Annotated in this window: 7 protein-coding genes; all 7 read right to left on the reverse strand. The window is 32.7% G+C overall.

Annotation, left to right across the window (positions count from 1 at the left end):
• Window positions 1-87: 87 nt before the first annotated feature.
• The gene (locus tag ACUUYC_RS25240) at window positions 88-507 is read right to left on the reverse strand and encodes a hypothetical protein (RefSeq protein WP_474270552.1); all 420 of its coding nucleotides are present in this window, start codon (window positions 505-507) and stop codon (window positions 88-90) included.
• Window positions 508-511: 4 nt separating this feature from the next.
• Complete coding sequence (locus tag ACUUYC_RS25245) at window positions 512-1,774, reverse strand: RHS repeat domain-containing protein (RefSeq protein WP_474270588.1); 1,263 nt, start codon at window positions 1,772-1,774, stop codon at window positions 512-514.
• Window positions 1,775-2,175: 401 nt separating this feature from the next.
• A complete protein-coding gene (locus tag ACUUYC_RS25250) occupies window positions 2,176-2,796 on the reverse strand; it encodes an RHS repeat domain-containing protein (protein WP_474270591.1) in 621 nt (206 codons plus the stop codon).
• Between the two features lie 189 nt (window positions 2,797-2,985).
• Window positions 2,986-3,258, reverse strand: coding sequence for a hypothetical protein (locus ACUUYC_RS25255; protein WP_474270554.1), 273 nt, complete (start codon window positions 3,256-3,258; stop codon window positions 2,986-2,988).
• A gap of 9 nt (window positions 3,259-3,267) precedes the next feature.
• The gene (locus ACUUYC_RS25260) at window positions 3,268-4,395 is read right to left on the reverse strand and encodes an RES domain-containing protein (RefSeq protein WP_474270593.1); all 1,128 of its coding nucleotides are present in this window, start codon (window positions 4,393-4,395) and stop codon (window positions 3,268-3,270) included.
• 243 nt (window positions 4,396-4,638) lie between these two features.
• Entirely contained in the window at window positions 4,639-5,052 is a 414-nt protein-coding gene (locus ACUUYC_RS25265; RefSeq protein WP_474270555.1) for a hypothetical protein, read from the reverse strand.
• Window positions 5,052-8,425: RHS repeat-associated core domain-containing protein (locus ACUUYC_RS25270; protein ID WP_474270557.1), on the reverse strand; the 3,374-nt coding region annotated here is incomplete at its 5' end. The genes ACUUYC_RS25265 and ACUUYC_RS25270, both read right to left, overlap by 1 nt.

Consider the following 8,425-nt stretch of genomic DNA (forward strand, 5'->3'; position numbering starts at 1 on the left):
TTACAAACTAGCGGGAGCGAAGGGAGTTATTTCCCATAAATGGGACACGTTATTTTAAAACAGTCGTGGAGGTTGCAGCCCATTACCCTACAATACCATATAGTTTAATTTTTTTTTATCTAAACCATAATCATTTGAGTTTGTTTTGAAAAACATAAAAATCTTTTTCTGTTTCTCTATATCTAATTTTTTAAAAGGTATTTTTCTTGTAGTTAAATACTCATTGAAAAAATGTGGCAATAACATATCATGATTTTTTACATAATGAACTAAATCAGCACTCCAAACCCAGTTTCCATCAGATATTAATGTTTTAGGACTATCTATGTATTCAGAACAAATAGGGCAGCAATCTTGATCTAAAATTACTCTAACATACTCTGATTTTTTTAGATAATTAACAATTCGCCTTTGATTGACTTTTCTTTTTACATTATCTAAAATATAATTATCAGTTATCTCGTAAAGAACTGGTGTTTCTTGAGTTAGATTTAATAAAATTCTCATTATTTTAAAATTTATATGTATTAAAACTTGTGGTTTTAAGACGCTTACCCATCTCAGATTCAAAATAGAATTCAAACGCTTCTACAGTTATTTTGTGATTTGTAGCTTGGAATGATATTCCTCCTCTCATTTTTGATAATAAGCTTAACTTGTCTAAATCTTTAGCAGCACCGCATACCCATAGCCTTACATTTCCTGTTATAGCTTTTTCGTCCATAAGATTAGATATTTGTTTTGCAGATAATTTTTTAAATACATTTCCATGCATCACGAAATCTTGAAAGCCTTTATCTAATCCAAACATAGGCCATTCTCTAAAACTATTAATGCTTTTTGCAGCATTTTCAATACTTTCACCACCATACCATTTGGCTCTACTTAAAGTGATACTTTTTGCGCTAGCTTTTAGTTCTGTTATAGTTCCTATTGATAACCCATCTAGGACTGTCAATGCTAGATGAAAACTACCACCTAAATAGTCTCCATCTCTAAAACTATTTACTGCGGCTTTTCCATTACCCCATAAAGGAATCATAGATTCTTTAATGCCGACATCTTTATAGTCATTTAAATCAAGAGTTTCTACATAATGACCAATTACTTTTCCGAAAATAGGAGTTCCTCCTGGTCCGTATCCTTTTATTCTCCGATATAGTCCTTTACTTTTAACGTTAGGCGGTAATTGACCATCTTTATAACCAATGAAAACTAACCCACTTATGGTACCATTTCCTAAATGTTCTAGTTTTCCTGGATATTTATCTAAAAACGTTGACATTTTTCTTTCTAACCTATTCATATTTACATTAGGTAGATTTTTTGAATACTTGACCCAACCGTCCCTTTCAGAATTGTTCGCATCACAATTGTAAACATAATATAAAGTAGGGTTATCAGGATCAAGATAAACATCCCCTGAACTAGCTGTTCCATCATCTTCTGGTGGATCATCTCCTAATGGATCTGTGAAAAATATAGGATTATTATTAAAAGCGGAATAAGGACTTTGATGAGGGAAACTCAAAGCTTTTGGGTCTAAGCTTAACCATCTAGCAATTCTTGGATCGTATTGCCTAAAATGTGTAGTATAACTATTTCCTTCACCTTTAAGTTCATCATCCTTCTCCATTCCATTAAAGCCATAACGGTAAGATTCATCGGAAGCGTGTCTTTTAGGTAGGAGCATTCCATACGGATAGTAATCACTATATGAAAGAACGTCTGCGAAGAAACCTTCTACTGTTTCAGTTTCTTCTAGCGTAAATATAAAGAAATTAACTTATATGACTTTATATAAAAAAAACTCCCAAACTATAACAGCTTGGAAGTTTTTATATGTTATTATGTTATGTGTTTACTCGGTACGCCACTAGTTTAAACTAGCGGGAGCGGGGGTAACTTTCATCACTTGCATGCCTTTTAGGTAGCAGCATCCCGTACGGATAGTAATCATTATATGAAAGAACGTCTGGTAAAAAGCCAGTTACTTCTTGGTTTTCTACTACGGTAAATATAAAAAACTTTTAATAGAATTTCGAGCAATTTTGCTACCTACATAGCAGATTTGATACATAAAAAGCTACACTAATTTCTTAGTATAGCTTTTTATGTACTTATTGTTGATGCTACTATTAAGTAACATAAGTTTCTTACTGTTGTCGCCACTAGCTATAAGCTAGCGGGAGCGTGGGGAACTAAAGCTTCAAGTAATTCTCCATCACCTAATTCCCCGTTTCTATATTTGTCTAGTGATTTAACTGCTTTATAAACAAGGTTAATTGCATTATAATCGTACAAGCCTTGCCCTATACCTTTTACTAATTCCACAGTATCTGAACCGTTGGTTATTCCTGCTATGAATAATAAAGTATTTCTTGTATTCTTATCCTCAATTCCAAGTTTATCTAATGATTTTATTGCTCCATCTTTAGAATCCAGCCCTAATAGCCTCATTAAAAATGGTAAAATAAATTCTCCATCTTTATCAATGTTATGAAGTGGGTTATTTGCTGCAAAAGAATATGGAGAATATTGAGGGTATGATATCGAATATGGGTCTAATGATAAAAACCTTCCCACTCTAGAGTCATACATCCTACTTCCAAAATCATAGTTATTTCCTTCTCCTTTTAAGTCATCATCCTTCTCTTTACCGTTAAAGCCATAACGGTAAGATTCATCGGAAGCGTGTCTTTTAGGTAGGAGCATTCCATACGGATAGTAATCATTATATGAAAGAACGTCTGGTAAAAAGCCAGTTACTTCTTGGTTTTCTACTACGGTAAATATAAAAAACTTTTAATAGAATTTCGAGCAATTTTGCTACCTACATAGCAGATTTGATACATAAAAAGCTACACTAATTTCTTAGTATAGCTTTTTATGTACTTATTGTTGATGCTACTATTAAGTAACATAAGTTTCTTACTGTTGTCGCCACTAGCTATAAGCTAGCGGGAGCGTGGTGTACCATTTATCTTATTTAGGCATTCGTAACAAAACTTTTTTTAATTCATCTAATTCATTATTTTGTATACATTCTTTAGCTGTTTTTTGACCTAAAGCTGGAACTTTCTTTTTAATCCATAGTAAACTTTGAACTCCGAAAATACTATAAATAACTTGTGCTAATTCTAAATCACCATTTAACTCACTAACTAATTTAAGTTTAAAGTCAAAATCCCCCCATTCTTCTCTAGATAAATTAACATAATGATTCCAATGTTTATTTAAATCATTTCTTTTAATCATAATTAATTTTTATTCAATTCCTTTTAAAATAATAATATTGTTTCCTTCACTTCTAGCTGAAGGAGCTAGGATACCATCATAGCCATTATCTTTAGCATATTTACCTAAAGCTTGTGTAACATCATAACTATCATCAGTAATTTGGGTTAGAGTAACTCCTAGATCTTTTCTAACACTTTTATTTGTTAAATCTAATACATTATTAAGTGTAATATATTTACTAACAGGAACTCTACCATCTTGCGCACCATAATAGGCAATTTCATCATAAGCAGTTTTTTTACTAGTTCCTGCATATACACCTCCTTCTCCTGGACCAGTATACCTATGATTTGCAGATACATTATATTTTCCAGATTTCCATGTCGTTGCAACTCTTTCAGCATTCTCATATCTGTAAACTCGTCCACTAAATTTAATTGCTTTTCCTACTTTAAAAATTTGTCCAACACTCCATCCAACTGCACCGCCAAACAATTCTCCAAAAACTGCAGCTGATAATTGCCGATTTTCATTTCTTAAGCTAGCAGCTCTTTGAAAATCTCCATTTCTTTCAGCCTCTCTAGCTTGCTCTGTATTCATCATCATTTCATATCCATCTCCAACGGCAGCAGAACTAAACACAAAGCCTAAAACTCTTGATACTTGACCTCCAGTGAAAACAACATCTGCGGCAACAGCTAACATGACAACTCCAGTAATTAACCCTTTTGTTTTACCTTCTTCCATATGCTTCACATCTTGTTTTTGTTGAGCAATAGTTCTGGTATTTCTCCATGACCTGAGACTAGGATCATTATAATAGCTTAAATCTTTTTCTAAACCTTCAAGTTCAACAGCATTTATAACAGCATTTTCAGAAAAAGCGTAAGGAGAGTTATATGGATATTCGGCATAAAGCGGATCAATAGCAAAGAACCTCCCAACTCTAGGATCGTGCATTCTAAATTTGAAGTTAACCGAGTTCCCTTCTCCTTTCAATTCATCATCTTTTTCTTGTCCTTGGAAGCCGTATCTATAACTCTCGTCACTTGCATGTCGTTTAGGCAGTAACATCCCATACGGATAGTAATCATTATATGAAAGAACGTCTGCGAGGAAACCTTCTACTGTTTCAGTTTCTTCAAGGGTAAATATAAAGAAATTAACTTATATGACTTTATATAAAAAAAACTCCCAAACTATAACAGCTTGGAAGTTTTTATATGTTATTATGTTATGTGTTTACTCGGTACGCCACTAGTTTAAACTAGCGGGAGCGGGGCCAGCTGGCTCATTCGCTAAAAATGTTTTATGAAACATTTTCTTAACGCTCTGCCCTCCATAAATGGGACACGTTATTTTAAAATAGTCGTAGAGATTGCAGCCTAATTTACACCATTACCCTGCACCATTACCTTGACTGTCTATTATATATAAAATCGTATTCCAAAGAGAAAACATCGTATAGGAATTATGTAACCAAACTTTATCATTGTTGTTCAGAATAATATTCTTATATAAAAATTTGAATTTTAAATATCCAGTCCCTATACGACAACCATTTTCATGCAGTTCATCAATAAATTCTTTAAGTAATATTTCTCCAATCTTCCCTGAGGAAGTCCGATAATACATATACTGTTTTCCAATGATAGTGTAAACTCCTTTTTTATTTTGAATTCCTAGTAAAGCACTTTTTCCTTGTGAATTCAATTCTTTTATTATTTCGGAAGTTTTATCTACATAGAATTTTCCAGCATGCTTTAATAAATTATTCCTTTTTACCTTAGCTTCTAATATATTTAATTTCATTATAGTGTGCCTTTTAGTATATAACCTGGTCCTATTCTCTTTTCGACAGTAAATTTTCCAAAAAGTTTCTTACCTGACTTTATTCTACTATTCAATAACTTCTTCATCGCGTCATTTGCTCCATTAGTGTAAACTTTAATTGATGTAGCTCCATTTCTTTTGAAGCCTTCCATTATTAACTTAAGTTGAGTGTGTGACGTTTTGCTATAAAAACCAAATCTATCAATTATTCCAACTCCATCGACTATTCTCGTGCGACTATATCCAGTAGCCGTTTTCAGAGCAGCTTTTTCTGCTGCAGTAAAAACCATATTTTTAGCTTTTACATTGGTTTTATTCGCTACAACATCTATGTTCGTTTTTTTAGCTTTTACTGGAAATTTTCTTAAAATTTTCGCAAAAACCAATTCTGATACTATAATCTCTATTACTTCAATAATACCTAGATGATTCAACTTATGAACAGGTAATTCGAAGTTAAAATAAACATCATGTGGACCTTCATTATTATCATTTGCTACAAAATGAACTTCATAATGTAAATAACTAGTTGTAGTAGTGATTAACTTCCATTTAACTGTTTCATAAGTAATATGTTTTGATGTTATAGTTAGAGGATAATTGTCATCAATATTATGTTTACTTTCGATGCCTCTTAATAGACCTTCAAGCATTTCAGTACTCTTGAAACGTTTTGAATATATGTCAGAAGTCATCCATATATCATCTTTTTGATTAGGGTGTTTAATTATGACTTTACTTTCTGCACCTTCTAATTCAATAGCATGAATAACCATATTTTCAGAAAATGCATATGGAGAATTATGTGGATATTTAGGTTCTAAGGGATCAGTAGCAAAAAACCTACCAATTCTCGAGTCGTGCATTCTAAATCGGTAATTCAAAGAATTCCCTTCGCCTTTAAGTTCATCGTCTTTTTCTTGACCTTGGAAACCATATCTGTAACTTTCGTCAGATTCGTGCCTGTTCGGGAGTAACATTCCATACGGATAGTAATCATTATATGAAAGAACGTCTGCGAGGAAACCTTCTACTGTTTCAGTTTCTTCTAGCGTAAATATAAAGAAATTTTTAATATAAAATGCTTGCTCTGTTTGATCTCCGACATTTTGATGTTGCTTTAAGAAACGGATGTGATAGTTTGCTGTTTCTGGAGCAATGAATGTAAAGTAGAAAAAACCTGACTCTGTGATTGTTGCATTGTACAGACTATTTCCTTGCGGATCTTCAATAGATACTTTTATATCTGCATCATAGTTTTCTTTTTCAATGTTAGTACTAATAATGTATTCCGTATTTGCTTGTAATGATTGCTTAAAGAATGTACCTGTATTGTTATGTATCGTTGCACATTGTAACGTATTTCCATTGTCAACTAATGCTAAACTCACATTAGCTCCATCTTCTTCAGAGTTATCAACACCATCATGTATTTGCACTATTTGAGTTCCAAAAGCGAGGATTTTTTTATCAGATATAACACTCAGTACATTTCCTAAATGATTGGATAATTCATACGCCTTGTCACCAATATAGTTTTCATAATCTTGGTGCGTCAACGGACCATTTACAGCGTTTTCATAATGTGTATTGTCTAAGTGATTTGGAATTCCATCATTATCATCATCAGCTTGTCCTTCTGCAGCAGTAAGCCATCCATCATTGTCATCGTCATCATCCAAATAGTTTGGAATGCCATCGTTGTCGGTATCTCCTATTAGTACTTCCCTAATTGTAGGAATGTTATCATTGTCATCATCAGTATCTAAATAATCAGGCGTTCCATCTCCATCGGAATCATCATTATCTAAGTTTCCATCAGCGTTGATATCTTCCAAATAGTCATCTACACCATCCGCATCACTATCCGTATAGAATATATTAGGAATGATATAATCATCAGTTGTTAAAGGAACAGTAGTGATTAAACTCATTTCTTCATCTAAATTATTCTTTAACAAATCAGTATCCAGTATAGGAAAACTGATTGCTTGTACATCACTCTCTGAAATATCAAAACTATAGTTTAGATACGCTACATCTAGTGTTTCTAAATTTTGACTTTTATATATAAAACCTTCATTTTTAGTATTGATACTTGTAATATCGCCAGCAGTTGGATTTAATATTGTAATCCTGTTTGTTGGATTATCTGGATTGTAGGTTACTCCGTTAACCGTTATATTTATATTATCTCCAAAGAAGTTAAGATCTACTTTAAGTCCTACTGTAGCTAATTGTTCTTCACTAAAGTCATATGTAGTTCTGTAGTATTTTTTGGTATAATAACCCGTTCCATCATTTTTCTCACTTTCTCGTTCTTCACGAATAGAAAACTGCAAACAATATTTGTTTGTGGTGACATTTTTAATCACTTGTAAAGCAGGTTCATAATACTGTTGAAACGCACCTTTTAAGTTACTTTGTCTTAGTATGGCAATTGAACTATAAGTGTCGTCAGTTACAATTTTGAATTGTGTTTGTAATTTAAGACCACTAAATTCGCTAGATTCACTAGAATTTACAGCAGGATGATTCCAATGGAAATATGAGTCAGCTGTTGTACGAACACCACTTTTATTAAAACTCCCTATTATGATTGGTATTCCCGATCCATCATTCGTAATTGAAATAGGAGCCGTTTGAAAATTCTCATCTATGATGGTTTTGTTTCTATTTTCAATACCTAATCTAGAACTTCCATATACATGATTTTCTTTTAACGTCATTGTTAAGTCGAACTCAGATGCATTCTTAGAAAATTCACTTTCGTATACACCTAATACATTTCCTTGTGCATCACGTGCATAGTATGTAGTGGTTTTGTCATTACTATTTCCAAGTTTGTATTTAGACTTTCCAATTCGGTTACCTAGTCCGTCATATTCAAATGCAATAACATCAGGAATTCCTCTACCCTGAAATGGCAGTTTATGAACTTCCTTGACTTTTCCGTCCACTCTCCAAAATATTTTGAGTCCTTCTATTTTATCTTCTATAAGTTGCCCTATATCATCATAGATATAGTTATGATTATCTATATTGTTAGGATCAACATTATAATCATACCCTACACTTGCTAAGGTTGCTATTTGATCGTCAATATCCGCGTTTGTTTCGTATTGATTCCCTTCTATAACGTCACTTACAATCGCTAGTTTATTGGTAGGTGTGTTATTTTCAGTAATGTACTTGTAACTAAAATTGTCCATTACTTTTAATACTCCATCTTCAGGAACATAGCGATTTAATGTTTGTAAGTTACCATTTCGATCAAATGTATAATTTGAAGCATAACTATTTTGTAAGTTCAACGTATTGTATGGTTTGTCTGTAACTGCTACAGAGCTCA

The sequence above is a fragment of the Kordia sp. E genome, from assembly GCF_056033805.1.